Below are 24762 nucleotides of genomic sequence, written 5' to 3' on the forward strand. Positions count from 1 at the left end.
CCACCGCCCGGGAGCCCGGGCTGCTCCGGATCATGAAGGAGGACCTGGACGTCGTCGTCGCCCAGGACCCCTCCATGCGCAACCGCCGCGAGGCCCTGCTGCACGCCGCCCTGCCGGCCCTGTGGGCGCACCGCGTGGCCCACCGCCTGCACCGGCGTGGCATGCGCATGACCGCCCGGCTCATCGCCTGGCAGGCGCGCCGCAAGACCTCGGTGGAGATCCACCCCGGCGCCGTCCTCGGCCGGCGCGTGTTCATCGACCACGGCGCGGCCGTCGTGATCGGCGAGACCGCGGTGGTCGGGGACGACGTGACGATCTATCACCAGGTCACCCTGGGAGCGGTCGGCTGGTGGAGCGACAACAAGCGGCCCGTGGGTGAACGCCGCCACCCCGTGGTGGGCCACCACGTCGTGCTCGGCACGAACGCCACGGTCCTCGGCCCCGTCACCATCGGCGAGCACGCCGTCATCGGGGCCCAGGCCCTCGTCAACAAGGACGTCCCCCCGGGGGCCCGCGTCCTGGCCGCCACCGCCGTGATCAAGGCGGTCGGCGAGCAGCCGCAGCCCATGGAGGACCTGTACGCGGTGACGGCCTCCGCCGGCTCCTGGTAGGCCCCGGCCGCCGTTCCCCTTCCCCGCCTCGCACTGCCCCCCACGAACTGCGTCGGCGTACGGGCGGACCGTACGAACACCCCCGACAGGCAGCCGCACGACCCGACTTGTGAGGAACCACACGTGGAAAGCCGTAAGACGCGCCCCATCGCCGACAGCATCGAGGACCTGATCGGTTCGACCCCGCTGATCCGCCTCCACTTCGAGGACACCGCCCCGGGCACGCAAGTGCTGGCCAAGCTCGAGGCCGCCAACCCGATGTCCACCAGCAAGGACCGCGCCGCCCTCTACATGCTGCGGGCCGCCGAGGGGCGCGGTGAGCTCACCCCGGGCAGCGGCACCGTCATCGAGGCCACCTCCGGCAACACGGGCATCTCCCTGGCCGCGCTCTGCGCCGCCCGTGGATACCGCTGCGTCATCGTGCTCCCCGACAGCGCCACCCGTGAGCGGATCGGCATGCTCAGGGCGCTCGGCGCGGACGTCGTGCGCACCCCGCGGGAACAGGGCTACTCCGGCGCGATAGCCAAGGCCGAGGAACTGCACGCGGCGACCCCCGGGTCCTGGTTCCCCCGCCAGCACGAGAACGCCGACAACGTCCGGGCCCACTACGAGACCACCGGCCCGGAGATCTGGGCCGACACCGAGGGCCGCGTCGACGTCCTGGTCTGCGGTGTGGGCACCGGCGGCACCCTGACCGGTACGGCCGCGTACCTCAAGGAGCAGAACCCGGGGATACGCGTCGTCGCGGTCGAGCCGGAGAACTCCCCGGTCCTCACCCAGGGCACCGGGGGCCTGCACCGCATCCCCGGTCTCAACGGCGGCTTCGTGGCCCCCACGACCGACGTCTCGCTGATCGACTACGTGGTGACCGTCACCGACGAGGACGCGGTCGCCGGCGCCCGGCAGCTCGCCCGCCGCCAGGGCATCTTCGCGGGGGTCTCCTCGGGTGCCGTCGCCCACGCCTCGGCCCGGCTGGCCGCCCACCCGGACTACGTCGGCGCCTCGATCGTCACGCTGCTGCCCGACACCGGCGAGCGCTACCTCAGCCTCTGGGAAGAGGAGGAGGCGGCCGCGGCCCGGGAATCGGCCGGCAAGCCCTCCGCCGCCCGCAGCCCGGCCGCCCCGCAGCCGGCCCGACAGGCTCCGCGGACTCCGCAGGAATCCCCCGAGCAGCCCCTGGCCCTGACCACGAAGGCCTGACCGAGCGGCCCAGGCCGCACGACGGCGTGCCGTACCCGGCTCGCCGCGCCGCACAGGACCGGCCCCTCGACGCGCCCCCCGGCGCCGAGGGGCCGGTCCTGTGCGTGGCGAGCCGCCCGCCGCTCCCGTCCGGGGCCGTGAAGTCGCGCCGCTCCAAGGACAGTTGCGCAATGGTGCCCAACGCAACGGAATCCGAAGCGAAGAAGCCACTTCACCATCGATTCGCAAGTTACCTGCGGGTTTGACTAACAAAAACACGGCCGATGACTTGCGTAACCCCGTGACCTCCGACAGTATCGGCCCCGTTCCGCCTCACAGCGCCCGGACGAGCACCGGCAACCCCGTGCCGTCCCACGCCCCGCGAGCCGCCCGATCCGAGCGGTCGCCCGTACGCGCCCTCCTCCGAGGCACATCCCCCTTTTCACGCGACCCCGCGTCGCGTTCCCTCTCATTCACCTACCCTCGAAGGCAAGGCAGAGATGGCACCACTGGCCTCGCGCCGACGTACCCCGGCAGCCGACCGTCACCCCGTGGACGTGGTCCCCCCGTTCTCCCAGCTGTCGTTGTACGGCTTCCAGCACGTCCTGGCGTTCTACGCCGGCGCGGTCCTCGTACCGATCATCCTGGGCAACAGCCTCGGACTCTCCCCCCGGGAGCTCGTCTACCTGATCAACGCCGACCTGGTCACGGCCGGCATCGCGACCATCATCCAGGCCTGGGGCTTCTGGCGGATCGGCGCCCGCCTGCCGCTCGTCCAGGGTGCGACCTTCACCGCCGTCTCCCCGATGATCGCCATCGGCCAGGGCGCGGGCGGCGGGACGGCCGGACTGCTGGTGGTCTACGGCGCCGTGATCACCGGCGGCGTCGCCACCTTCCTGCTCGCGCCGTTCGTCGGACGGCTCGCCAAGTACTTCCCCCCGATCGTCACCGGCACCCTCCTCACCGTCATCGGCATCGTGCTCATACCCGTGGCCCTGCAAGACGTCGGAGGCGGCACCGACCTGATCGGCAAGCCCGGCTTCGGCGCCCCGCAGCACCTCGCCTACGCCGGCGGCACCCTCCTGCTGATCCTGCTCCTCTCCCGCTTCGGCGGCCCCTTCCTGCGCAGCGTCGCGATCCTGCTCGGCCTCGTCGGCGGCACCGCCGCCGCCTGGCTGCTCGGCGACGCCGACCTCGGCGCGGTGGAACAGGCCGACTGGCTCGGCGTCAGCACCCCGTTCCACTACGGCGTACCGCAGTTCCAGCTCTTCCCGATGCTCGCGATGGTCGTCGTCATGGTGATCACCATGGTCGAGACCACCGGGGACGTCTACGCCATGGGCGAGATCACCGGCCGCGAGGTCGACGGCGAGACCGTCGGCCGGGCGCTGCGCGCCGACGGCATGGCCACCGTCCTCGGCGGCGTCTTCAACTCCTTCCCCTACGTGGCCTTCGCCGAGAACATCGGCCTCGTCAGGATCTCCCGGGTGACCAGCCGGTTCGTCGTGGTCGCCGCCGGCTTCCTGATGATCCTCCTGGGCCTGGTACCCAAGGCCGGAGCGGTCGTCGCCTCCGTCCCCCACCCGGTCCTCGGCGGCGCCGCCGTCGCGATGTTCGGCATGGTCGCCACCGTCGGCATCCAGATCCTCGCCAAGGTCGACCTGAGGGAGGAACGCAACGCCCTGATCCTGGCCCTCAGCCTGGGCGCCGCGATGCTGCCCGCCGCCGTGGGGCCGTTCTTCGAACGCATGCCCACGGAGCTGCGCGCCGTCCTCGGCAGCGGCATCACCCTCGGCAGCCTCACCGCCGTGCTGCTGAACCTGTTCTTCCACAGCCTGACCGGTCGCACGGCACGGGAGGAGATCGACTGGGACACCCTCGCCGACGCCCCGCCGGCGAGGTGATCCGCCCGTGTCCACACCCCCGTTCTCCCCCGCAGAGGCCAGGGCCGCGCGCGAGCGCCTGGGCATGACGCCCGGCCACGTCGTCGCCGCCATGGCGCAGCTGGGCATGCACCGGCCGCACGAAGCGGTCCACGCCTGGGAATCCGGTACGGCCGCCCCGTCCGAACCCGAGCTCCTCGCCCTGGCCGACGCCCTGTGGTGCCCGGTCGCGGTCCTCATGGCCGTCACGCCCGCCACCCTGCGGGAACACCGGCTGGCCCGCGGGTTCACCGCCGAACGCCTGGCCCAGCGCATCGGCATGGACCCGAACGCGTACGCCCGCGCGGAGGCCGAACACCGCTGGCCCGGCACCGACCGCCAGACCCTGCTCCTGGCCGACGCCCTCGGCCTGAGCTCGGAGGGACTGCTCGGCGTCCTCGACCGGGACAACGAACTCGTCGGCCTGCTGCACCAGGCCGTCGAGGGGCGCTGGAAGGTCCACGTCGCCGCGCTCGCCCATCTCGCGCAGGCCGACGAACGGCGGGTGGCGCGCGCACTGAAGGCGCTGCACCGTGAGTACACCCGGTTCGACGAGCGCTACATGGGCCACCTCGTCGCCCGCAACGACGACGCCCGGCTGCGCGAGATCGCCGCGGAGCGCGCGGCCTGGCTGCGGGCCCTGCCGGACCGCTTCCGCTCCCTCGCCGGCGTCGGCCCGGACCCGGCCGGGCGGTGAGGGCCCCGCCGCTCCGGTGCGCCGCCGCCCCCGGCGCCGGCCGCCCGGCATGATGGCCGGGACGGGCGCGGGAGTTCCGGGAGGACGGGCCGATGTGGGCAGCGGGTGAGGCGTACGAGCCGTACGTCGGGAGGTGGAGCCGCCTGGTGGCCGCCCGGTTCGTCCGCTGGCTGGACGCGGCCCCGGGCGGCAGCTGGCGTGACGTCGGATGCGGTACCGGCGCCGTCACCCAGGCGGTGCTGGACGCGGCCGACCCGGCGGCGGTGGTCGGCATCGACCCCTCGGAGGGCTATCTGGCGTACGCCCGCGCACACGTCCGCGACCCACGGGCCCGGTTCGTCCGGGCCGACGCCGTGCACCTGCCGTTCGCCGACGCCGCCGCCTCGGCGGCCGTCAGCGGACTCGTCCTCAACTTCGTGCCGGACGCCCCGCGCGCGGCCGCCGAGATGGTGCGCGTCGTCCGCCCCGGCGGACTGGTGGGGGTCTACCTCTGGGACTACGGCGAGGGCGGGATGGAGGCCATCCGGGCCTTCTGGGACGCCGCGACCGCCCTGGACCCGCAGGCCCGGACCCTGGACGAGGCCGTCCGGTTCCCCCTGTGCACCCGGACGGCACTGCGCGCGCTGCTGGTTGGCGCCGGACTCGCGGACGTGGAGACCGAGGAGATCCGCGTACCGACCCCCTTCCCGGACTTCGACGACTACTGGACCCCCTTCCTCGGCGGACAGGGCCCCGCCCCCACCTACCTGGCCGGACTCCCCGAGGACCGCCGCGCCGCCCTGCGCGAGCGGCTGAAGGCCGCGCTGCCCCGGGCGGCGGACGGCTCGGTCCCGCTCCACGCCCGGGCCTGGGCCGCCCGGGGACGCCGCGCCGCCTGAACCACCGCGAAGGCCCCCGCCCGTGGCCCGTACGGCGTCACGCGCGGGCCTCGGGCGCCCGGCGCCCGTCCCAGGGCCGGGCCCGTTCGAGCTGTGCGGCCAGGCGCAGCAGGGCGGCCTCGCCGCCGACGCGGCCCAGGAAGTGGACCCCGACGGGCAGCCCCTCGTCCGACCAGTACAGGGGGACCGACATGGCCGGAGCGCCGGTGATGTTGGCGACCACGGCCGGGAAGGCGACGAAGGGCCCGCTGCTGCGCACCGCACGCAGGGGATCGTCCTCGGTGGAGGTCATCAGCCCGAGCGGAAGCGGAGGCTGGGCGCGGTGATCGTGTCCACGTCGCCAGGTCCGAGGCTGCTCATCGCGGCCGCGGCTGGGCGAGACCGGTGCGAGGGAGCGGTCGCCGACCCACAGCCGGCCGAAGCCGGCCTCCTCGGCCCGGCGGGCGAACGGCACGATCCACTCGGGGCGGGCGTGGCCTCCGTACTGGGGCAGCGCTATTCCGATGTCCATCGGGCCAGTCTCGGCCCGGCCGCGACGCCGTGCCGGGGGTTTCCGGCCGCCCGGCGTGGCGTGACCACGCCTCCGGGGACGGCTATCCGCGCGGCCCGTACATGATCACGCCCACCCCGGCGAGGCAGATGAGCGCCCCGATGACGTCCGCCCGGTCGGGACGGTAGCCGTCGAGGACCATGGCCCAGGCGAGCGACCCGGCCACGAACACCCCGCCGTACGCGGCCAGGATCCGGCCGAAGTGCGCGTCCTCCTGCAGGGTCGCGACGAACCCGTAAACGCCCAGGGCGATCACCCCCGCACCGATCCACGCCCACCCCCGGTGCTCCCGCACCCCCTGCCAGACCAGCCAGGCGCCGCCGATCTCGAAGAGGGCGGCGGCGGCGAACAGGGCAACCGAGCGGACTACGAGCACGTCAACCACTTTCAGAGACGGAGAGGCACCGAAACTAACAGCGGTCGCCTGCCGCCCGCACCGCGGGCGGCAGGCCGGCAGGCAGGTAAGGGAAACGTGGACAACGGATCGTCGTTCGGGGCGCGGCTGTGGGCAGGGGCGCGGCTCGTCGCCGCCTGCGCCCTCACCGCCGTGGCGGTGCTGTACGCCGTGCTGTGCGTGAAGCTGGTCGCCGTCGACATGACGGAGGTCGTGTGCAGCGCCGGCGGCTGCCCGCGCGGGCTCGGGTGGCTGCTGCTGTGGGCGTTCGCCGCCGTGGCGGGGGCCTCCCTGTTGTGGTGGGCGGTGCTGCGGGGCCGCGCGTACCGGTCCGCGGCGCTCTGGGCGGTGGCCGTCTTCCTGTCCCCGGCCGCGCTGCTGCCGGCCTGGCAGGGGTTCGAGTGGCTGCGCGGCCCGCACCTGACCCTCTTCGGCTACCAGGTCCCGGAGGGGCCGGCCGCAGGCAGGCCGCTGGGGGCCTGGGAGGAGCACGGGTCCGGTTCCGTGATCCGGGTCCGCACGGACGGGGTGAGCGCGTACGACGGCGAGGGCCGCCACGGCTGGGGCATCGCCGCGCCCCCGGACGGGGCGGCGGTCTGCGGGATGAGCGAGGAGACCCCCGCCCGGACCGGGCTCCTGGTGTATGGGCGCGGCGGCGTGTGCGGCAGCCGCCTCGTCGCCGTGGACCTCGCCTCCGGCCGGCAGCTGTGGGCGCAGGACGTCCCGGACCCGTCGGGCACGGTGTCCGCGGGCGGCTCCCTCGTCCTGACGGCGCCGGGCGGCACCGTCGTGGCCCGTGACCTCGCCACCGGCACCGAGCGCTGGCGCTCCCCCCTGCCCGAAGGCGCCACCGCCACCGGCCTCCGGGCCGGCCCGGACCGCGTCCTGGTCACGGCCCGCTCCGCCCCGGGCGGCAGCGAACTCCTCGCACTGGACCCCGCCACCGGCGCCCCCGCCTGGCGGGCCTCGCTGCCGGCCGGGGCCGAACCCGCGACCATCGTCTCGGCCGCCCCAGCGGCGGCCGTCATCGCGGGCGGCCGGCTCCTGGTCTTCGACGCGCGGGGCGGACAGCACACGGAGGGCTCCCCGTACGTCCCGTCGGCGGACGGACGCCGGATCCGCCTCGGCGACGTCCTGGTCGTGGCGGTCCCGGAGCGGGAGGAGCGGGAGGTCCTGGCCGGGTTCTCACTGACGGACGGCCGCCTCCTGTGGCGCCGTCCCCTCGGCGACGACTGGTCGGTCCGGACGCTGGGCGCCGCTGCCGGGGGCCGCGTCGCCGTGGTCTCCCGGGGCCCGTACAGCCACCTGTGGGACCTGGACCCGCGCACCGGCACCGCGACCGCAGAGCCGGCGGTGCTGCGCGTGCGCGACCTCCCGATGGGGGACCGGACGGTGCTGTACGGGCGGACGTTCGTCAACCTGGACCCCGGAGGGGCCCTCCCGCCGGTCTTCGACCTGGGACCGGTCCTCGGCTGGTGACGCGGCCGGTCGCCTATCCTGCCTGCCCATGACAGTGCTGCACGGTGTGTCCGTCGTCCTCGCCCCCACCCTCACCGAGGACATCCCCGCCCTGGCCGCCATCCGGGCCACGCCCGAGGTCCGCGCCCGGTGGCGGGGCGAGGACGACCTCGAAGGGGAGATCGCCGGGGACCTGGAGGACCCCGGCATCGTCTGCCTCACCATCAGGTACGAGCAGCGGATCGTCGGCATGATCCAGTGGTACTCCGAGGAGGAGCCGGACTACCGGCACGCCGGCATCGACCTCTTCCTCGACCCCGCCGTGCACGGCAGGGGCCTGGGCACCGACGCGGTCCGCACCCTCGCCCGCCACCTCGTCGACGACCACGGCTACCACCGGCTCGTCATCGACCCGGCGGCCGACAACACCGCGGCGATCCGCTGCTACGAGAAGGTGGGCTTCCGGCCGGTCGGCGTCATGCGCCAGTACGAGCGCGGCGCCGACGGCACCTGGCACGACGGCCTCCTGATGGACCTCCTGGCCGCCGAACTGAGGCGCTGACGAGCGCCCTGCCCGGACGGCGCCGGGACGGGCGACGCGGAGCGTGCGGTGTGGTGGTCGGCACCCGTCCGGCGCCCGGACCGGCTCCGGAACCGGTCGCGGGCGCCGGACGGGTTGCCGCCTGGGCCCACGGAAGATCCTGCCCCTCCCCACGAGCCCAGTCAATCCTGGGGTTTTCTAAGGCAACCCCAAGCATTAGCTTGGGGTTTGTGACCTTGGACGATCTACGGGTGTTCCTGGCCGTCTGCCGGGCCGGAAGCCTCAGCGGCGTGGCGCGGGAACTGGGATGCACGCAGTCCGCGGTGAGCCAGCACGTGAAGCGGCTGGAGCGGGAGACGGGGGCGGTCCTGCTGGAGCGCCGGCCGCGCGGCGTGGTGCCCACCCCCGCCGGACGCATCCTCCAGGAGGCGGCCGCCGAGGGCATCGGCGCCCTGGACCGGGCGCTGCGCCGCATCGGCGAACTGGCCGACGGCGAGGGCGGCTCCGTACGGGTCGGCACCGGCGGGGCGACCGTCCGCCACTTCATGGCCGAGGCCATCGTCGGCTTCCGCCGCCGCCACACCGCGGTGAGCCTGGAGTTCCGCACGGAGACCTCCAGCCGCCGCTGCTTCGACGCCCTGCTGGCCGGGACCCTCGACCTCGCCTGGGTCACCATCGGCCCGCCGGTCCCCGGCATCGAGCAGCGCCCCGTGGTCGACCTGCCCTGGGTCCTCGCCGTACGCGCCGAGGACCCGCTCGCGGCCCGCCCGGCCATCGGCGCCGCCGACCTCACGGACCTGCGCCTGGTGCGCCTCCCGCCGAACTCCCTCTCCGGCGCCCGCCTGGACGCGGCCCTCACCGGCCTCGGCGTCCGCGTCGGCTCCGACACCAGCGTGGCCGACTGGGACACCGCCCTCCTGCTCGCCGAACTCGGCCTGGGGCACACCGTCGTACCGGCCGTCCCCGGACTGCGGGCACCGGCGGGCGGGCCGCTGCGCCTGGTCCCCGTGACGGACCTGCCCCCGCTCCCGGTCGGCTGGGCGGTCCGCCGCTGGGACGCCCTCACCCCGCTTGCCCGTGCCTTCGCCGACACGGTCGCCGCAGCCTGCGCCGACCCGGCTGCCACCGTCCGGACTTGACCCTCACCCCACGTCAGGCTCCAGGCTGGACGCCGACGAAAGGGCAGGTGCATGAGCTATTCGGTGGGACAGGTCGCGGCCTTCGCCGGGGTGACGGTGCGTACGCTGCACCACTACGACAAGGCGGGGCTGCTCTCCCCGGGCAGCCGCAGCCAGGCGGGCTACCGGCTCTACGACGACGCCGACCTGGCGCGCCTTCAGCAGATCCTCTTCTACCGCGAGCTCGGCTTCACCCTCGAGGACACGGCCGCGATCCTCCGGGACCCGCAGGCGAACGTCCTGGAACACCTCCAGGCCCGGCAGCGGCAGCTCGGCGAGGAGATCGCCCGCCTGCGGCAGCTCGCCGAGGTGGCCGCGCGGGCCATCGAGGTCCAGCAGACCGGGGTCCGGCTGACCCCGGAGGAACGCTTCGAAGTGTTCGGCGAGATCACCTTCGACCTGAGCTACGCCACGGAGGCGGAGCTGAAGTGGACCGGCTCGCAGGGCCGCCGCGAGGCGATGGCCCGCGCCGCCGCCCACACCAAGGAGGACTGGCGCCGGCTCATGCGCGAGGCCACCGCATGGCGCGCCGAACTGCTCACCGCCTTCGACGAGGCGCAGCCCAGCGACGGCGAACGGGCCATGGACCTCGCCGAGGAACACCGCCTGCACGTCTCGCGGTGGTTCACCTCCTGCCCGCCCGACATGCACCGGCGCATCGCGGACGACTTCCTCGCCGACCCCCGCGCCTTCGCCCTCGTCGTACCGCCCTCGCAGCAGCGCCCGGGCCTCGCCGCCTACCTCTGCAAGGCCGTCCACGCCAACGCGGCGCGCCGCGCGGACGGCCGTACCGACACGGAAGAAACCCGATGAAGACACTGAAGATACTCATCGCCGCCGCCGGATCACGCGGCGACGTCGACCCCTACACCGGCCTGGGCGCCGCACTGCGCGCCGCCGGACACGAGGTCGCCCTGGCCACCACCGCCCCCTTCGCGCCCCTCGTGCACGCCGCGGGCCTGGAGTTCCGCGCCCTGCACGCCGACACCCGGCCGCGCGGGGACGTCACCGACCGGCGCGAGCTGATGCGCACCGCCGCCGCGTTCCTCACCGAACTGGGCCAGGGCTTCGCCGACGCCGTGGACGAGGGCACCGACCTGCTCCTGCTGTCCACCACCACGGCCCCGCTCGGCTGGCACCTCGCCGAGGCCACCGGCACGCCCAGCCTCGGCGTCTACCTCCAGCCCACCGCCCCCACCGGCGACTTCCCGCCCGTGGTCACCGGCGCCCGCTCGCTGGGCCGGCCCGGCAACCGCGCGGCCGGACGGTTCGCCCTGCGCATGGCCGACCGGATCAGCGAGCAGGGCGTCGCCCGGCTGCGCGACCGCCTCGCCCTGCCGCCGCTCACCGCCTCGGCCATGCGCCGGCGCCGGGAGCGGGCGCACTGGCCCGTACTGCACGGCTGCAGCACGGCCCTGGTGCCGGCCCCCGCCGACTGGCGGCCGGGCCTGGACGTCGTGGGCAACTGGTGGCCCCACCTCGACCCGGCCGAACGGCTGCCCGGGGACCTGGAGGACTTCCTCCGCGCGGGCCCGCCCCCCGTCCTCATCGGCTTCGGCAGCATGGCCTCCGGCGAGGGGGAACGCCTCGGCGAGCTCGCCGTACGGGCCCTGCGCCGCGCCGGACTGCGCGGAATCCTCCAGAGCGGCGCCGCCGGACTCGCCGCCGCCGGCGCCGGCCCGGACGTCCTCGTCGTCGGCGACGTCCCGCACGCCCTCCTCTTCCCCCGGCTGGCCGCGGTCGTCCACCACGCCGGGGCCGGCACCTCGGCGGCCGCGCTGCGGGCCGGGGTCCCCGCGGTGCCGGTCCCCGTGACCGCGGACCAGCCGTTCTGGGCGCGCCGCCTCGCCGCGCTGGGCGCCGCGACCGCTCCCGTCCCCTTCCGCTCCCTCACCGCCGAATCGCTCGCCGCGGCGCTGGAGCGGGTGGTCGGACAGGAGGCGTACGCCCGGGCCGCGCGGGCCGCGGCGCGGCACATCGCCGCCGAGGACGGAGCGGCCCGGGTCCTCGAAGCGGTCGAAGGGGCGGCCCGCGCGAGGTGAGCGCCGACGGGCGCCGCGAGCGGCGGATCGGAGCCCCGAAAACGTGTCGCCGCGCCCGTCACCGGCCACCTCGTGGAACCGTCTTCCCATGACTGAAGGATCGGTACCCCACATGTCCCCGGCGCGCATCACCGTCCTCTCCGTCCAGCAGGGCGACCCGCCGTTCCGGATCGTCGAGGTGGACGGAGAGGTCGTGGGCAGGGCGACGTCGATGACGGACGTGCTGCTGATCGCCGCCGAGGTCGGGGTCGTCATCCACGACCTCGACGACCTGGACGAGGTCCGGTGGGTCGGCGGCGGCAAGTTCCACTGGACGCTGCACTCCAGGAGGAACCGCCCGCCGGCTGCTGCCGACTGACACTCAGCAGGTCACGTACAGGGCCTCCGGCGAGCGGTGGACAAGGGTGGGGCGCATCCGCGGAGCGGGCCGGGCCGCGTCGAGCCGCAGGCCCGGCAGGGCCCCGGTGAACAGCTCCAGGGTGAGCCGCAGCTGGCCGCGGGCCAGGTGCGAGCCCGGGCAGGCGTGGGCGCCGTGCCCGAAGGCGAGGTGCCGGCCGTTCGCGGCCCGGCGGATGTCGAAGACGCCGGCCTCCTCGTGGCGCCGCCCGTCCCGGTTGGCCGACGCGTACGCCACCAGGAGGGCGGCGCCGGCGGGCAGCCGCGTCCCGGAAGGCCTGCACCCGCCGAGTCGAAACGCAGCCCCTCCTCCACCGCCGCCGGGACGAGCCCCGGATCGGCGCACAGGAGTTCCCACTGGCGCCGGTCGGCGAGCAGGTGCATCAGGGTGGTGGCGATCAGCGCACTGGTCGTCAGGAACCCGGCGATCAGCAGGTTCTGCAGATGGGCCACCAGCTCGTGGCGCTGCTCCTCGCCGAGCCCGGCGCCCGGCGGGGCGGCGGCGGCCGCCAGGTCCGAGCAGAGGTCCTCACGGGGGCGTGCCCGGCGCTCGCGGACGTACCCGTCGAGCAACTGCTGCAGTGCGACGACGTCCTCGGCGGCGGCCACCTGCTCTTGCGGCGCCAGAGGGCGGAACAGCAGTTCCCCGGCCCGGTACCCGCCGTGCACCGCGGCCGGTACGTCCGCCGGGTCCAGCCCGATCACCCGCCCCACCACCAGCCCGGGCAACCCGCGCGCCAGCACCCCGAGCGCCGCCTCCGCCGGCGTGATGTCGGGCAGCAGGGCGTTGGCGGAGGAAAAGACCGCCGTTCCTCCGCACGGTCATACGGTCCTGGCCGGGCGGTCGATGACGCGGAGCGTGCCGAGCAGGTACAAGAAGGCGTCGGCCAGCGGGGAGTCCCGGTGGTCGCGGTCGAGGCGCTCCCAGTCGATCTGCTCGCGCAGCATGCGCGCCATCGGCAGCAGGTCCCCGAAGTCGCAGTAGTGCTCGCACAACGCGGCGAGGCGGCTGTCCATGAGGTCGGTGGGGGACAGGACCGGCATCCACACCGAGTCCACGGCCTTGACGGGCGCCCGTTCCAGCAGCGCGGTGCTCACCGGACGCCGGGCCAGCTCGAAGATCAGGTCGATCTCCTCACCGCCCGCGCGCCCCTTGACCAGCCAGTCCTCGGGGGCGCGGCGCATGGCGATGCCCCCGGCCTCCAGTGCCCGCACGGCCTCGTCGGCGTCCTCGGGACGGACGCAGAAGTCCGTGTCGTGCTGGAAGGTCGCGGGCAGTCCGTGGGCGAAGGCGGCGACGCTGCCGGCCAGGGCGAAAGGGACGCCCGGACCCTTTGAGCAGGGTCGCCACCCTCTTGGTGGTCTCCAGGATCGCCTGGGTGTGGTCCTTCGGCAGAAGCCCTTCGCCGGACCCCGCCGAGCCCCTGCCCTCCGGCGGCACGGGGTCGCCGGGGAGGCAGGGGGCTGGGGTGTCACGACGGTGCACGGTGTGCCTCGGAGTGGCGGTCAATAGTAGTGCCGGCGGCCCCCCACGGCGTGCCCGACGGCGCCCAGCACCCACAGGACGAGGCCGATCACGACGAGGATGACGCCGATCGTCCAGAGGATCGAGATCCCGGTCAAGAAGCCGATGATCAGCAGAATGACGCCCAGGATAATCATGAGTACCTCCTGTGTCCCTCTCGAATGGGGACTCCCCGCGTCTACCACCCCCGCGCGGATTCATGCATGCGCGGAAACGCCGGCGGATTCCCCGGAGCATGGAGCAGCGCATTCCGGGTAGCCGCCAGGCGTTCGCTACCCCAAGCCGGGAGGGCCGTCATGAGCAAGATGAAGGGCAAGGCCGAGCAGCTGAAGGGCAAGACGAAGGAAGAGATCGGCGACATGGCCGACGACAAGACGATGGAGATGAAGGGCAAGGCGGAGAAGGCCGCAGGCCGCGCGAAGGAGTCCAAGGCGGACGCGGCGGCCCAGATGCGGAAGATCCACGACGCGAACCGGTGACCACCGGCCGCGCGCGGCGGGCACGGCGTACGCATACGCCGTGCCCGCCGCGCGCGTCATCCCGGGGCGGCCCCGGCGGGCTTCCAGCCCCACGCCGTGAGCATGCCGGCCGACAGCGCGGCGCACTCCTCGGAGTCCAGGTACCGCACCGCCGCGTCGACCGCGGCGTCGTCCACCAGGCCGGTGCCGGTCATCGCCGCCCGGCTGCGTTCCCACGTGTCCGCCCAGAAACGGCTGAGGGGGCTGCCGGGCTCCAGCGGCGGTACGTGCATCTCGGCGGCGACCGGCACGAGCCCCGCCGCGCGCAGCAGCCGCGGGTACGAGGGCACCCAGGACACGTCCGTCCCGATGGTCTCCCGCAGCCCCTGCCACATCGCCCGCATGGCGGCGGCGTACGGCGTGCCGGGCTCCGAGCCGCTCGTCAGGTCGACCGCGTCGCTGAGCACCAGCACACCGCCGGGCTCGACCCGTTCGGCCAGCGCCGCGATCAGGCGCTCGCGCTCGGGCAGGTGCATCAGCACGAAGCGCGCGTGGACGAGCCGGAACCGGCGGCCCGCGGCGAACTCCGGGCCGGTGACGTCGGCCTGCAGCACCTCGAGCCCGGGCCGCTCCCGCAGGAAGCGCACGTCCCGGTCGACCGCCAGCACGGCCGCCACCCCGGCCTCGTCCAGCAGCCGGCGCGAGACCGTCCCCGTGCCCGCGCCCACGTCGAGGCAGCTCCACCCGGGACCGGCCCCCAGCGCCCGCAGCCGCGCCATGGTGATGTCGTCGTACGCGAGGGCGCCGAAGTCGATGCGCTCGCCCTCACCCGCCTGCTCCGGCCGGAACACCGCCTCCCCGTAACGCCCGCCGGGCTCCCCGGCGTTCACCGGACCGCCCGGCCGCTGCCAAGGGACGGCGGATCTTCGGACTGCGTCATGGCCGGACCTCTTCACGCGGCGGGGGCGGAGCCGGCCGCCCCCAGCCGGGGCAGCCGTCCCTCGATCCTGCACCCCCGGGCGCCCGGCGGACCGAGGCGCGCCGCAGCCGCCGGCCGCCTGCCGGGCATCGCCCGGACGGGGGGTCAGGAACCGGCGGCCCGGGCGGAACCGGTGCTCGTGCCGTTGGAGGTGCCCAGGAAGCAGGTCACCGTGCGGTCGCCGAGCAGCCAGCTGCTGGCCTGCGGGTAGTAGTAGAAGACCTCGAGGTTGTTCGGCAGCTTCTCCGCCTCGCCCACGTAGTCGGTCAGCGCGGAACCGCCGCACTTCTCCTCGGACATCGTGACGATCTTGTCCGCGCCGGGGAACGCCCCGTTGTCCAGGGTGAAGACCGCGTACGCCTCGCCCTCGTGGGGCTGGGTGCAGGGCACGGTCCGCACCGAGAGGCGGGCCTGCGTGCCGTCGCCCTTCTGGGTCTTCGACAGGTCGTCGTCGGTGTTGAAGCAGTCGCCCTTGCGGATGTCCTCCACCTTGCTGGATCCCGGCGTGGTGACCTGGCCGTGGGTGTCGCGCCGCGGAGTGGAGCCCCCGTCAGCCGCCCTCGTCAGTCCGAGGATCACCGCCAGCACGATGATCAGGAGGCTCACGCTGTGGATGACCACGGCCGCGATGGCCAGCCCCTTGCCCTTCCCGCCCTCCTTGCGTATCTGGGACATCGCGACGATGCCCAGGATGAGCGGAACCGTCGGTACCGCGCAGACGAGCGACATCACGAACGCCACCACGGCAACCGTGTTGGTCTTCTGCTGCTGCGGCTGGTACCAGCCCTGCGGATCGCCGTACGGCGTCGCGGGCCCGGGCATCGCGCCCTGCGGCGGCTGGCCGGGCTGGCCGTACGGCCCCGGCTGCCCGTACGGCTGCTGCGGGTACGGCGGGGGCTGAGGGGGTGTCGACATGCGCGTGGTGCTCCTCGCGGGCGGGTGGGACAAGCCCGCCGACTGGGCGTCGAGGCACAGGGCGGGGACGGATGAGCGGATGATGTGACCATCGGCCGCGCCCTAGTATCCCCTGGACGCATTCCGCCCTCCGTCCGGGCCGGTACGCCTCCTCATCGGTCACGAACGGAGAAGCGCGCGTCCCCTGCCCGCACTTAGCCTGCCGCTCATGGACCTCACCGTCCGTGACCGCGCCTTCCGCGGCGCCCGGGACGCCTGATCCGCCATCAGGAACCCCGCCGAAGCCTTCCGGACCTGACGAACAGGAGTCACCCCATGTGCCACCCCGCGTGGGCCCGCGCCCGCATCGCCGCCCTGCCCCCGGACGGCCCCGCCCGGCCGGACGAAGTCCCCGGGCCGGCCGGCCGTGACGGCGGGCCGGCACCGGAAGCCGGCTCTCCCGCCCGTGAACTCCTCACGCCCGCCGGACAGCCGCACTAGGTGTATTGCCCTGGGAGGTTGTGGACGGGTGACGCAGGTCTCGGCTGAGGGATCTTGAACGGGTGAGGGCCTTCCGGGTTCGGTGTGGATTGCGACGTCTACACCGACCAGCAGAAGGCTCTCATGCCCCACCGTAATGCACCCCTGACCGAGACCGGACGCCTTCGCCTGGCCCGCTGCGTGGTCGAGGACGGCTGGCCGCTGCGCCGGGCGGCCGAGCGATTCCAGGTCTCGCCCACCACCGCCCAGCGGTGGGCGGCCCGCTACCGGGCCGGGGGTGAGGCCGGAATGACCGACCGGTCCTCGCGCCCGCACACCAGCCCACGCCGGACCCCGACCCGCATCGAGCGGCGGATCATCAAGGTCCGCCTCGCCCGCCGGTGGGGGCCCGCCCGCATCGCCCACCTGCTCAACCTGGTGCCCTCGACGGTGCACCGGATCCTGACCCGGTTCGGCCTGGCCCGTCTCACGCACCTGGACCGGGCCACCGGCGCCGTCATACGCCGCTACGAACGCGACCGTCCGGGCGAGCTGGTCCACGTGGACATCAAGAAGCTCGGCAACATCCCCGACGGCGGCGGCCACAAGACCCTCGGCCGCCAGGCCGGCCGCAAGAACCGCTCCAGCGCCGGCTACAGCTACATCCACACCGCCGTCGACGACCACTCCCGCCTCGCTTACAGCGAGATCCACGCCGACGAGAAGAAGGAGACCGCCACCGCCTTCTGGGCCCGGGCCCAGGCCTACTTCGCCGGCGTGGGCATCACCGTCGAACGGGTCCTGACCGACAACGGCGCCTGCTACCGCTCCCGCGACTGGCGCGACGCCCTGACAGCGGCCGGAATCGCCCACAAGCGAACCCGGCCCTACCGGCCCCAGACCAACGGCAAGGTCGAACGCCTCAACCGGACCCTGCTCGAGGAGTGGGCCTACGCCCGCCCCTACCACTCAGAGCAGGAACGACGCGACGCCTTCCCTGGCTGGCTCCACACCTACAATCACCACCGCGGACACACCGCACTCGCAGGCAAACCACCCGCCAGCCGCGTCCCCAACCTCACAGGGCAGTACAACTAGGGCGCACGGGCGATCGCTGACATACGTCACTTCCGGCCCGTGCGGTCCGGCCCGACCCTGAGAGGGACGACGGAGGAGCGCCGGGATGGGGGAGAGCACGTGACGGAGCAGGAGCGGATGACGGGCACCGTGACGGCCAGGCCCCCCGCGGCCGTGATCGTACGGGTGTGGGGCGCCTCCCTGGTCCGGTGGGCGCTTCTGCGCCGGGCCGAACCGGGGCTGCGGCACTCGGCGTCGACGCGGCAACTGGTGCTGGTCATGGCGGTGACGGAGGTCGTGACGGCCTTCGTGCTCTCCTCGGTACTGCCGCCCGCCGTACGGCCGGTGCACGCCGGGTGCGAACTGCTCGTGATCCTGGCCGGGCTGGGCCTCGTGGCCGCGCTCCTGCGGCATCCGCACACGGTGGACGACGAGCACGTGGTGCTGCGGACCGGGTTCCTCGGGGAGCTGACGCTGCCCCGGGCGGCGGTGCGGTCCACGGCGCCGGCCGTCCGCACCGTGCCGGGCCGTGGCCCGCGCCCCGTACCGGGCGAACCGGGCGCCGTGGCCTGCTCGGTGGAGGCCTCCCTCAACGCCGCCCTGTACCTGGACCCGCCCGTCCGCCTGGACCTGGGCCGCGCCGGGCGGCTGGAGGTGACGACGGTCTACACCTCGGTGGACTCCCCGTCCGACCTCGCGGCGGCGCTCCGCGCACCCGTCAGGGGGCGGTCCGCGCCGGGAACGTGAACGCGTAGCCCTGGGACCGGAGCCAGGGGAGGTACTGCTCCAGGGCGGCCACGGTCTGGCTGCGGTCGCCGCCGCCGTCGTGGAACAGGACCGTGGGCAGCTCGGGCAGCTTGTCCTCCACCGCCGAGACGATGGCCGGCAGGCCCGGGCGGCTCCAGTCCTTGGGGTCCACGCTCCAGCCCAGCGGGCGCATCCCGTTCGCCGCGGCGACGGCCCGGCTCTCGGGGGTGAAGGCACCGCCCGGGGCGCGGTAGTAGCTCACCGCGACCCCCGGTACGGCCGCCTCGATCATGGCCTTGCCGTCCAGGACCTGCTGCCGCTGGTAGGCGACCGGCTTGTGGTCCATCGTCTCGTCGTGGTCGGCGGAGTGGTCGCACAGCTGGTGCCCGTCGGCGGCGATCTCGCGCACCAGCTCCGGGTACTTCTGCGCCCGCGTGCCGATCAGGCAGAAGGTGGCCTTCACGTGGTTCTGCCGCAGTACGCGCAGCACCTGCGGGGTCCACGTCGGGTCCGGCCCGTCGTCCACGGTGATCGCGACGTCCCGGCCCGCGCCCTGGGCGAGGCGGGATATGCCCTGCGGGACGGCCGCGCCGTGGACCGGCCGGGAGGAGGAAGCCGCCGGGGAACGGCCGTGGGAGGAGGAGTCCGCCGCGGCGAGGGCCGGCGCGGCGGCCGCCGCCAGGAGGCCGAGGACGGCCGCCGCCACCGCGGCGCCCGGCCGACGACGGCGCGCGGAACTGCTGCTCATGCCCATGGACGTGCTCTTCCTCTGCGTGTGTCGTTCCGGCCGCGGGATCCTGTGGTCCCGGGGGTCCGCTCCAGTGTGGTCAGGGGGCGCCGGAGCCGTCTTCCCCCGAACGGCCGAGGCGGCCGGCCTGCCCGTACGGCCGGGGATCCCCCGGCCTCCCCATCGACGCTAGGGAGCCCTCCTTCCCCGGTCAAGGAAGGGTGGGACGGCTCACACCGGGCGAATCCGGCGAATCGGGCGGATTACTTGCTCCTTCCGCCGGCCGCCCCGGCTCCGGCCGCCGCGGCCCCGGCCTGGAACCGGACCCGGACGGTCATGCCACCCTCCGGCGCCGGATTGGCCTCCGCCCGCAGCCGGGCGCCGTGGGCGCGGGCGATCGAGGCGACCAGCGAGAGACCGAGCCCGGCGCCCTCGCCTGCCGTGTGGCGGCGTTCGGCGCGCCGGCGGAACGGCTCCAGCAGCCGGGGGACGTCCTGCGGGTCGATCACCGGGCCGGTGTTGGAGACCGTCAGGACCCCTCCCGCCGGGCCCTGCGCCGTGCTCACCTCGATCCGGCCCCCCGGCCGGTTGTGGCGTACGGCATTGGTCAGCAGGTTGCGGATCAGGTGGTCCAGCAGCGCACGGTCGCCCTCGACCGTCAGCGGCGCGAAGGAGGTGACGGCCGTCAGCCCCTCGTGCGCGGTCGCCGCCAGGTCCGCCTCGGCCAGCTCCGCGAGGTCCACCGGCTCGGTGGCCTCCAGGCCCTCCTCCGACACGGCGAGCAGCAGGAGCGACTCGATCAGGTGCTCGCTGGAGTCCGCGACGCCGATCAGCCGCTCCCGGATCCGGGCCACCTTCTCCGGCGGCGGATCCCCGGCCAGCCCGATCTCCGCCGCCGCCCGCTGCACGGCCAGCGGCGTACGGAGCTCGTGGGCGGCGTTCGCGGCGAACCGCCGCTGCGCACCCACCAGGCTCTCCATCCGGTCGAGCATCCCGTCGAAGGTGTCCGCCAGCCGCTTGAGCTCCCCGGGCGGGGCCTGGAGGGAGATCCGCTCGTGCAGGTTCGCCCCCGACAGCCGGCGCGCCGTCTCGGTGATCACCCCCACCGGCCGCAGCACCCGGCCGGCCATCCACCAGGCCAGCCAGATCGACAGCACGGCGAACACGGCGAGCGCGACGAGCGAGACCAGCAGGAGCTCGTGCAGGGTGGCCTGCTCGACGGCGGTGGAGAGGTTCCGGGTCACCGCGTACCCCTGGACCTGTTCCTGGGCGGGGACCCGGCCGGCCGGCACCGACTGGGCGGGGACGGGTGTCCTGCCCGCCTCCACCAGGGCCTTCTCGAAGTCGCCGCGCGGCACGGCCGTGGTCACGGCGCCGCTGATCCGGGCGTACAGGCCGCCCCGCAGCAGGAGGTTCACCAGGGCGATCAGGCCGCCCCCGGCCAGGACCAGCAGCGAGCCGTACAGCGCCGTCAGACGGGCGCGCTCGGAACGGAGCACCGCTCTCACAGCGGATCGGCGATCCGGTAGCCGGCCCCCGGCACGGTCTCGATCAGCTGCGGCTCGCCCAGCTTCGCCCGCAGTTTGCTGAGCGTGACCCGGACGGCGTTCGTCCGGTACGAGGTGTCCTGCTCCCACACCTGCTCGATCAGATCGTCGTTGCCCAGCACCGCTCCCTCGGCCCGCAGCAGAGCCTCCAGCACCGCGAACTCCTTGCGTGACAGCGCGAGCCGCCGCCCGTCCCGGGTCGCCGTCCGCCGCGCCGTGTCCACGGCGACACCGCACCGCTCCAGCACCGGCGGCAGCGCCGGATGCGCCCGCCGCCCCAGGGCCAGTACCCGCGCCAGCAGCTCGTCGTAGGAGAACGGCTTGGTGAGGTAGTCGTCGGCGCCGAGCCCCAGGCCCTCCACCCGGTCGCGCACCGTCCCCGAGGCCGTCAGCATCAGCACCCGCGTCAGCATCCGCTCCCGCACGACCTGGCGGCAGACCTCGTCCCCGTGCAGCCCGGGCAGATCGCGGTCCAGCACGAGCACGTCGTACTCGCCCAGCCGCAGGCGCCGCAGGGCCTCCAGCCCGTCACCCGCCTCGTCGACGGCCAGCGCGTCGCGGCGCAACCCCTCCGCGATCATCTCCCGGAGGAACTCCTCGTCCTCCACCACCAGAACTCGCATGTGCCCTCTCTACTCGAAGGCCGCATTTCCTCGTCGTAAACATGATCGGTGAAGGAAGCGAAACCGACCTCCCCGGCAGGCTCCGCTCCATGAACCGATCCTCGAGCTTGACCATGACCGCGGCCGCCGCCGTCACCGGCCTGGCCCTCCTCGTGACCGCGTGCACGGGCACCGGCACCGGCTCCTCCGGCGGCGGCAAGGACGACGCCGCGCAGCAGAACGCCGGAGCCTCGGGCAAGGGCGACGGCCCGTCCGGCTCCGGCTCCGGCACCAGCGGCAAGGACGCGGACAAGGCCCTCCAGGTACGCAAGTGCCTGCGCGAGCACGGCATAGACGCCCCCGACCCGCAGCCCGGCCAGGACCCCCGCGGCATGACCCTCGGCACCGGCAGCGAGGACCCCGACACCCTCAAGAAGGCCTTCGAGGCCTGCGGGATGCAGGCCCCCGGCACCGGCGAGATGCCGCAGGCGGACAAGGACAAGGCCCTGAAGTGGGCCAAGTGCATGCGCGACAACGGCGTCAACATCCCGGACCCGGAGTTCAAGGGCAACGCGATGAGCGCCACCAAGATCCCCGAGGGGCAGGAGCAGGCCTTCGAGGAGGCCCAGAAGAAGTGCCAGGCCGCGTGAACCGGCGCGGGAAGTGGCTGCTCGGCTCGCTCGCCGTCGTCGTCGCCGCCACGGGCGGCGGCTACGCGGTGACCGCCCAGCCCCGCGCGGACCGGACGGCGGACGAGGACCGGCACGCCGACGGCCTGCCGCAGCGGACCGAACCGGTCCGCCGGGGCGACCTCAGCTCGGGCCTCACCGTCGAGGGCACCCTCGGCTACGCGCAGGAACGCCGGCTGAACGCCCCCGGCCCCGGCGTCCTCACCTGGGCCGCGGCCGCCGGCGCGGCCGTCGAGCGGGACGGCCGGCTCTACGAGCTCGGCGGCAGACCGGTCCGCCTGATGTACGGGACCACGCCCATGTACCGCGGGCTCAAGGCCGGCGACAAGGGCGAGGACGTCAAACAGCTCAAGCGCAACCTCGCCGCACTCGGCTACGGCACCGGGCTCGACCCGGACGACGCCACCTTCACGGCAGGCACCGCGACGGCCGTCAAGCGCTGGCAGAAGGCCCACAAAGCACCGGAGACCGGCGAGGTCGGCAAGGAGGACATCGTCTTCGCCTCCGGCCCGCAGCGGGTCCAGCGCAGCGACAGCCAGGTCGGTGACGAGCCCGGCCCCGGCAAGCCCGTGCTCACCCTGACCGGCACCGAGCGGATGGTCCGCTTCCAGCTGGACGCCGCCAAGGCGGGCACGGTGAAGAGCGGCGATCCGGTGACCGTGACCCTGCCCGGCGGCGGGAGTGCCACCGGGAAGATCGACTCGGTGGGCAGCACCGCCGGCCCCGACGGCGACGGCAACGGCTCCGGCGGTTCCGGAGGCGGGAGCGGAGGCGGGGGCGGGAACGCAAAGCCGAAGGTCCAGGTCACCGTGACCCTGGACGACGCCGCCCAGGCCAAGGGCCCCGACCAGGCCCCGGTGTCGGTCCGGCTGACCGGCGAGACGCGCAAGGGCGTGCTCTCCGTCCCCGTCAACGCCCTGCTCGCCCTCGCCGGAGGAGGCTTCGGCGTCCAGGTCGTGGAGAACGGCGCCGTACGGGAGGTCCCCGTGGAGCTCGGGATGTTCGGCCAGGGCCGGGTCGAGGTCAAGGGGGACGCCCTGAAGGAGGGCGTCCGGGTGGGGGTGCCGAACGTATGACCCCCGCGCCCCACACCCCCGTTACCCCTCACACCCCCGTTACCCCTCACACCCCCGTTACCCCTCACACCCCCGGCACTGCTCACACCCCCGATGCCCGCCACGCCCGCCCGGTCGTGGAGCTGACCGGCGTCACCAAGGAGTACCCCGGCGGGGTCAAGGCCCTGCGCGGGGTGGACCTGACCGTCCTGGACGGGGAACTCCTCGGCATCGTCGGCCCGTCCGGCTCGGGGAAGTCCACCCTCCTGCACATCGTCGGAACCCTGGACCGGCCGACGGCCGGCCGGGTCGCCATCGCCGGCCACGACGTGGCGGCCCTGTCCGACCGGGCCCTGTCGGCCCTGCGCTCCCGCCACGTCGGCTTCGTGTTCCAGTCCTTCCACCTCGTCCCCGGCATCAGCGCCCGGGCGAACGTCGCCGAGGGACTGCTCTACTCCGGCCTCTCCCGGGCCGAACGCGGCCGCCGTGCGGGGGCCGCCCTGGAACGCGTCGGCCTCGGCGACCGGATGGAACACCGGCCGCACGAGCTGTCCGGCGGACAGAAGCAGCGCGTGGCGATCGCCCGGGCCGTGGCCGGGGAGCCGGACCTGCTGCTCGCCGACGAGCCCACGGGCGCGCTCGACACGGCATCGGGCCGGTCGGTGATGGAACTGCTGCACGAGCTGAACGGCGACGGGGCCACCATCGCCGTGATCACCCACGACCAGGAGATCGCGGCGAGCCTGCCCCGGTCGGTCCGGATCCGCGACGGGGAGGTCGTCTCCGACGCCTGGCACCCGCACCCCCGGACACCGCCCCGGACGCGACCCCCGGCGCACCCCGGCCCGCGGCCGGAGCACCTCGGGGAGGCCTCGTGACGGCCCCGGCGCCGGCCCCGGTCCGGCTGCGGCCGCCCCGCCTCGGCCCCCGGGACGTGCTGCACGTCGGCTCGGCCGGGCTCCGCTCCCGCCCGATGCGGGTGTTCCTGTCGGCCCTCGGCATCGCGATCGGCATCGCGACGATGATCGCGGTGGTCGGCGTCTCCTCCTCCAGCCAGGCCAAACTGCTGCGGGAACTGGAGAAACTGGGCACGAACATGCTGGTCCTCACGCCCGGGCAGTCGATGTTCGCGGGCCAGGACACCACACTGCCCAAGGAGGCCCCCGGGATGCTCTCGCGGATCGAGGGCGTCCAGTCGGTCGGCACCACGGGCGACGTACCGGAGTCGGTCCGCCGCTCGGAGAAGATCCCCAAGGAGGAGACCGGCGGCATCGCGGTGAAGGCGGCCAAGGACGATCTGCCCGGCGTGCTGCGGGCCCGCATGCGCTCCGGCGTCTGGCTGAACGACGCGACCTCCCGCTACCCCTCCGTGGTGCTGGGGCACGTCACGGCGGAGCGGCTGGGCATCAGCGCCCCCGGCGGCCAGGTCTTCATCGGCGGCCGGTACTTCACGGTCATCGGCATCCTGGACCCGGTTCCGCTCGCGCCCGAGATCGAACGCTCGGCGCTGATCGGCTGGCGGGCGGCCGAGGAGCTGCTCGGCTTCGACGGCCACCCGACGGCCGTCTACGAACGCTCCGCGGACGACCGCGTCGCGCAGGTACGGGCCCTGATCGCGCGGACGGCCAACCCGCAGAGCCCGACCACGGTATCGGTGACGGACCCCTCCGCGGCCCTCCAGGCCAAGGCCGCCACCGAAGGAGCCTTCAGCACGCTGCTGCTCGGGCTGGGCGGGATCGCCCTGCTCGTCGGCGGGGTCGGCGTCGCCAACACGATGATCATCTCGGTGCTGGAGCGCCGCCACGAGATCGGCCTGCGCCGCTCGCTGGGCGCGACCAGGGGCCAGATCCGCGTGCAGTTCGTGACGGAGTCCCTGCTGCTGTCCGGGCTCGGCGGGCTCGCGGGCATCGCCCTGGGGGCCGCGGCCACCTGGGTGTACGCCCGTACCGGCGACCTCCCCTGGGTGGTGCCCCTGTGGGCGGTGACCGGCGGCTTCGGGGCCACCTTGGCCATCGGCACCCTGGCCGGCCTCTACCCGGCCGTCCGCGCCGCGCGCCTCTCCCCGACCCTGGCCCTCCAGGCGGCATAGCGGGCCGGGCGCGGCCTTGCGTGCCGACCGCCCCGCCGGTCCCGCCG

The 24762-nt window shown here is 74.3% G+C and carries 29 protein-coding genes; 19 read left to right on the top strand and 10 right to left on the bottom strand.

Translation table 11 applies throughout. The features are described from left to right. Positions 1 to 32 precede the first annotated feature (32 nt). From epsC to B4U46_RS32205, 5 genes are all read left to right on the top strand, one after another. Positions 33 to 611, top strand: a complete 579-nt coding sequence (gene epsC / locus B4U46_RS32185; protein ID WP_185117220.1) for a serine O-acetyltransferase EpsC — start codon at positions 33 to 35, stop codon at positions 609 to 611. Between the two features lie 123 nt (positions 612 to 734). Beyond that, a complete protein-coding gene (locus B4U46_RS32190; protein ID WP_079431118.1) occupies positions 735 to 1811 on the top strand; it encodes a PLP-dependent cysteine synthase family protein in 1077 nt (358 codons plus the stop codon). Between the two features lie 530 nt (positions 1812 to 2341). After that, on the top strand, positions 2342 to 3694 hold the full coding sequence (locus tag B4U46_RS32195; RefSeq protein ID WP_237293203.1) for a nucleobase:cation symporter-2 family protein: 1353 nt from the start codon (positions 2342 to 2344) through the stop codon (positions 3692 to 3694). Positions 3695 to 3701: 7 nt separating this feature from the next. Further along, positions 3702 to 4409: a helix-turn-helix transcriptional regulator gene (locus B4U46_RS32200; RefSeq protein WP_079431120.1), complete on the top strand. Its 708-nt coding sequence runs from the start codon at positions 3702 to 3704 to the stop codon at positions 4407 to 4409. 92 nt (positions 4410 to 4501) lie between these two features. Continuing rightward, the gene (locus tag B4U46_RS32205; protein WP_079431121.1) at positions 4502 to 5287 is read left to right on the top strand and encodes a class I SAM-dependent methyltransferase; all 786 of its coding nucleotides are present in this window, start codon (positions 4502 to 4504) and stop codon (positions 5285 to 5287) included. A 37-nt stretch (positions 5288 to 5324) separates the two neighbouring features. Here B4U46_RS32205 and B4U46_RS39485 read toward each other — a convergent pair whose 3' ends face one another. Both B4U46_RS39485 and B4U46_RS32215 read right to left on the bottom strand, forming a co-directional pair. Continuing rightward, complete coding sequence (locus tag B4U46_RS39485; protein WP_079431122.1) at positions 5325 to 5798, bottom strand: amidase family protein; 474 nt, start codon at positions 5796 to 5798, stop codon at positions 5325 to 5327. 82 nt (positions 5799 to 5880) lie between these two features. Continuing rightward, the gene (locus tag B4U46_RS32215; protein ID WP_079431123.1) at positions 5881 to 6213 is read right to left on the bottom strand and encodes a YnfA family protein; all 333 of its coding nucleotides are present in this window, start codon (positions 6211 to 6213) and stop codon (positions 5881 to 5883) included. A gap of 96 nt (positions 6214 to 6309) precedes the next feature. Between B4U46_RS32215 and B4U46_RS32220 the strand changes: the two genes are divergently transcribed. The 6 genes from B4U46_RS32220 (at position 6310) to B4U46_RS32245 (ending at position 11808) form a co-directional block, all read left to right on the top strand. Beyond that, entirely contained in the window at positions 6310 to 7710 is a 1401-nt protein-coding gene (locus B4U46_RS32220) for a PQQ-binding-like beta-propeller repeat protein (RefSeq protein ID WP_079431124.1), read from the top strand. Positions 7711 to 7738: 28 nt separating this feature from the next. Then, positions 7739 to 8251, top strand: a complete 513-nt coding sequence (locus B4U46_RS32225; protein WP_079431125.1) for a GNAT family N-acetyltransferase — start codon at positions 7739 to 7741, stop codon at positions 8249 to 8251. A 209-nt stretch (positions 8252 to 8460) separates the two neighbouring features. Further along, positions 8461 to 9369 carry a LysR family transcriptional regulator gene (locus tag B4U46_RS32230; protein WP_079431126.1) on the top strand — a complete coding sequence of 303 codons (909 nt, stop codon included), beginning with the start codon at positions 8461 to 8463 and terminating at the stop codon, positions 9367 to 9369. A gap of 51 nt (positions 9370 to 9420) precedes the next feature. Beyond that, on the top strand, positions 9421 to 10221 hold the full coding sequence (locus B4U46_RS32235) for a MerR family transcriptional regulator (RefSeq protein WP_079431127.1): 801 nt from the start codon (positions 9421 to 9423) through the stop codon (positions 10219 to 10221). A 5-nt stretch (positions 10222 to 10226) separates the two neighbouring features. Further along, complete coding sequence (locus tag B4U46_RS32240; protein WP_079432137.1) at positions 10227 to 11450, top strand: glycosyltransferase; 1224 nt, start codon at positions 10227 to 10229, stop codon at positions 11448 to 11450. Positions 11451 to 11538: 88 nt separating this feature from the next. Then, complete coding sequence (locus B4U46_RS32245; protein WP_079431128.1) at positions 11539 to 11808, top strand: hypothetical protein; 270 nt, start codon at positions 11539 to 11541, stop codon at positions 11806 to 11808. A 3-nt stretch (positions 11809 to 11811) separates the two neighbouring features. On the opposite strand, the gene B4U46_RS40425 is transcribed toward B4U46_RS32245, so the two are convergent. The 3 genes from B4U46_RS40425 to B4U46_RS38170 all read right to left on the bottom strand — a co-directional run bounded on the left by B4U46_RS40425 (position 11812) and on the right by B4U46_RS38170 (position 13508). Further along, positions 11812 to 12084 (bottom strand): hypothetical protein, encoded by a 273-nt coding sequence (locus B4U46_RS40425; protein WP_079431129.1) that lies wholly within the window; start codon positions 12082 to 12084, stop codon positions 11812 to 11814. A gap of 584 nt (positions 12085 to 12668) precedes the next feature. Then, on the bottom strand, positions 12669 to 13061 hold the full coding sequence (locus B4U46_RS39495) for a hypothetical protein (RefSeq protein WP_237293204.1): 393 nt from the start codon (positions 13059 to 13061) through the stop codon (positions 12669 to 12671). A 291-nt stretch (positions 13062 to 13352) separates the two neighbouring features. Further along, entirely contained in the window at positions 13353 to 13508 is a 156-nt protein-coding gene (locus B4U46_RS38170; RefSeq protein WP_167747614.1) for a DUF6131 family protein, read from the bottom strand. A 159-nt stretch (positions 13509 to 13667) separates the two neighbouring features. Between B4U46_RS38170 and B4U46_RS32260 the strand changes: the two genes are divergently transcribed. Then, positions 13668 to 13850: a CsbD family protein gene (locus B4U46_RS32260; RefSeq protein WP_079431130.1), complete on the top strand. Its 183-nt coding sequence runs from the start codon at positions 13668 to 13670 to the stop codon at positions 13848 to 13850. A gap of 56 nt (positions 13851 to 13906) precedes the next feature. On the opposite strand, the gene B4U46_RS32265 is transcribed toward B4U46_RS32260, so the two are convergent. Further along, positions 13907 to 14719: a class I SAM-dependent methyltransferase gene (locus B4U46_RS32265; protein ID WP_079431131.1), complete on the bottom strand. Its 813-nt coding sequence runs from the start codon at positions 14717 to 14719 to the stop codon at positions 13907 to 13909. A 194-nt stretch (positions 14720 to 14913) separates the two neighbouring features. After that, positions 14914 to 15723 carry a DUF4190 domain-containing protein gene (locus B4U46_RS32270; protein ID WP_079431132.1) on the bottom strand — a complete coding sequence of 270 codons (810 nt, stop codon included), beginning with the start codon at positions 15721 to 15723 and terminating at the stop codon, positions 14914 to 14916. Between the two features lie 315 nt (positions 15724 to 16038). On the opposite strand from B4U46_RS32270, the gene B4U46_RS37685 reads away from it, so the two are divergent. The 3 genes from B4U46_RS37685 to B4U46_RS32280 all read left to right on the top strand — a co-directional run bounded on the left by B4U46_RS37685 (position 16039) and on the right by B4U46_RS32280 (position 18006). Next, positions 16039 to 16203, top strand: a complete 165-nt coding sequence (locus B4U46_RS37685) for a hypothetical protein (RefSeq protein ID WP_159402138.1) — start codon at positions 16039 to 16041, stop codon at positions 16201 to 16203. 123 nt (positions 16204 to 16326) lie between these two features. Beyond that, the gene (locus tag B4U46_RS32275; RefSeq protein WP_079432138.1) at positions 16327 to 17280 is read left to right on the top strand and encodes an IS481 family transposase; all 954 of its coding nucleotides are present in this window, start codon (positions 16327 to 16329) and stop codon (positions 17278 to 17280) included. Between the two features lie 99 nt (positions 17281 to 17379). Then, entirely contained in the window at positions 17380 to 18006 is a 627-nt protein-coding gene (locus tag B4U46_RS32280; protein WP_079431133.1) for a hypothetical protein, read from the top strand. Here the strand turns inward: B4U46_RS32280 and B4U46_RS32285 are convergent. From B4U46_RS32285 to B4U46_RS32295, 3 genes are all read right to left on the bottom strand, one after another. Beyond that, positions 17978 to 18754: a polysaccharide deacetylase family protein gene (locus tag B4U46_RS32285; RefSeq protein WP_100863988.1), complete on the bottom strand. Its 777-nt coding sequence runs from the start codon at positions 18752 to 18754 to the stop codon at positions 17978 to 17980. The two genes, B4U46_RS32280 and B4U46_RS32285, sit on opposite strands and share 29 nt — an antisense overlap. Positions 18755 to 18996: 242 nt before the next feature. Then, positions 18997 to 20232, bottom strand: a complete 1236-nt coding sequence (locus B4U46_RS32290) for a sensor histidine kinase (RefSeq protein ID WP_079431135.1) — start codon at positions 20230 to 20232, stop codon at positions 18997 to 18999. 5 nt (positions 20233 to 20237) lie between these two features. Next, entirely contained in the window at positions 20238 to 20903 is a 666-nt protein-coding gene (locus tag B4U46_RS32295) for a response regulator transcription factor (protein WP_079431136.1), read from the bottom strand. 89 nt (positions 20904 to 20992) lie between these two features. Between B4U46_RS32295 and B4U46_RS32300 the strand changes: the two genes are divergently transcribed. The 4 genes from B4U46_RS32300 (at position 20993) to B4U46_RS32315 (ending at position 24715) form a co-directional block, all read left to right on the top strand. Then, positions 20993 to 21532 (top strand): hypothetical protein, encoded by a 540-nt coding sequence (locus tag B4U46_RS32300; RefSeq protein ID WP_123995190.1) that lies wholly within the window; start codon positions 20993 to 20995, stop codon positions 21530 to 21532. Further along, positions 21529 to 22647: a peptidoglycan-binding protein gene (locus B4U46_RS32305; protein WP_237293205.1), complete on the top strand. Its 1119-nt coding sequence runs from the start codon at positions 21529 to 21531 to the stop codon at positions 22645 to 22647. The genes B4U46_RS32300 and B4U46_RS32305 overlap by 4 nt, the downstream gene beginning before the upstream one ends. 116 nt (positions 22648 to 22763) lie before the next feature. Then, complete coding sequence (locus tag B4U46_RS32310; protein WP_208949825.1) at positions 22764 to 23504, top strand: ABC transporter ATP-binding protein; 741 nt, start codon at positions 22764 to 22766, stop codon at positions 23502 to 23504. Next, positions 23501 to 24715 carry an ABC transporter permease gene (locus B4U46_RS32315; RefSeq protein WP_079431139.1) on the top strand — a complete coding sequence of 405 codons (1215 nt, stop codon included), beginning with the start codon at positions 23501 to 23503 and terminating at the stop codon, positions 24713 to 24715. The genes B4U46_RS32310 and B4U46_RS32315 overlap by 4 nt, the downstream gene beginning before the upstream one ends. Positions 24716 to 24762: the final 47 nt, after the last annotated feature.

This window comes from Streptomyces katrae (assembly GCF_002028425.1).
Taxonomy (GTDB): domain Bacteria; phylum Actinomycetota; class Actinomycetes; order Streptomycetales; family Streptomycetaceae; genus Streptomyces; species Streptomyces katrae_A.